Here is a 1,335-nt window from a genome sequence, read left to right on the forward strand (position 1 = left end):
ATGGACAATGCCGCTTTTCATAAACGCAGTGATATTCAAGCAATCATTGAAGAGCATGGGCATGAGATAGTTTGGTTACCCCCTTATAGTCCAGACTTAAATCCTATTGAAAAGATGTGGGCTTGGATTAAGCAAATCCGCAAAGAATGGCGGATGGATTGTATTGATACTTTATTCTTTTATCTGCTTTGGATTGGGTTGGGTTTTAGATGATTGCACTATACCAAATTCTGATATATAATGAAAGGCTACTAGAATAGTTACAGTGTTAAGATAGATGAATAAAGTAAACATACGTACTATTACTGGAATAGCGCGATCTAATTTCTGTGACTCTGTTGTTAGCCTTTGACTATAAATCTTGTTTCAGAAAACGTTGTAATTCAAGGTTGAATCTAAGTTATAAAAAATATACAAAAAATAAGATGCACCTAACCTAAGTACATCTTGTAAGAAGTATTGCTTTTATTTGATTAACGTAAAAAACGTGAAAAATAACGGCGTTCACTGTCACTTTCAGCAACACGGTAAACAATACCGGCAATTAGAGCAATTCCACCGATAACAGCAGCAACCGTCCAAGGATTATGCTTTACATAATCTGAAGCAGATTCTACAAATTCACAAGTTTCATTTTTTGCTTTACGCCAAGCTTTTTTTCCTTGCTTTTCTGCGCGAGAAAGCATCTGATGAGCGCGACCTTTACCATCTTCATAAAGGTCTTCGGCGTCATCCCATTTATCAGCAGCGAAGTCTTTTAATGATTCTCGTGCATCTTTAAATTCTTTCCGCATTTCTTCAAGTTGTTTTTCTAAAGCTTCTACACGTTGTTCTGGAGTCATAATATCTTCCTATTTAATAATTGACGAAACATAGTGTTATTATAAGTGTGTTTTAAGATTATTTCCTTACTGTGTGGTCATAGAATATTTAGGCTTTTAAATGTTTTTATTTATAAAAATAAGGCTCTAGGGTAGAAGAAACAATCTGTTAGCCTAGAGTCATTAATACGTTTAATGCTTGTTAGAGGCTGTAGGATTGCTGATGTTATGGTTATTGAGAAAGTCAGCAAATATAAAGTATTAAATATCTTGAGACCTTTGCAAACCCCCTACAAATAGAGAAATTTCAATTTTTTAAATTTTGAAAATATATTAAAATCATAGTGTTAATTTTTTTTACTAGTAGCAAAAATTTATAGTGAAAGGCTACTAGAATAGTTACAGTATTAAGATAGATGAATAAAGTAAGCACTTGTACTATTACTGGAGTAGCGATTTAATTTCTGTGACTCTTTTATTAGCCTTTGACTATAGTGTAAAACGGAATTTTGCA

At 33.0% G+C, this 1,335-nt stretch carries 2 protein-coding genes; one reads left to right on the forward strand and one right to left on the reverse strand.

The annotated features are described in order from the left end of the window. Positions 1 to 213 (forward strand): transposase (locus A5N85_RS13160; protein WP_143143130.1); only part of this gene is annotated, 213 nt, incomplete at its 5' end. Between the two features lie 260 nt (positions 214 to 473). Here the strand turns inward: A5N85_RS13160 and A5N85_RS13165 are convergent. Beyond that, positions 474 to 842, reverse strand: a complete 369-nt coding sequence (locus tag A5N85_RS13165; protein WP_072577589.1) for an ElaB/YgaM/YqjD family protein — start codon at positions 840 to 842, stop codon at positions 474 to 476. Between the last annotated feature and the right edge of the window lie 493 nt (positions 843 to 1,335).

It is taken from the genome of Suttonella ornithocola (assembly GCF_001889065.1).
Lineage (GTDB): Bacteria > Pseudomonadota > Gammaproteobacteria > Cardiobacteriales > Cardiobacteriaceae > Suttonella_A > Suttonella_A ornithocola.

Excerpts from the sequence above, each read along its gene's own strand:
- A5N85_RS13165 (WP_072577589.1), bottom strand. The coding sequence starts at position 842 with ATGACTCCAGAACAACGTGTAGAAGCTTTAGAAAAACAACTTGAAGAA.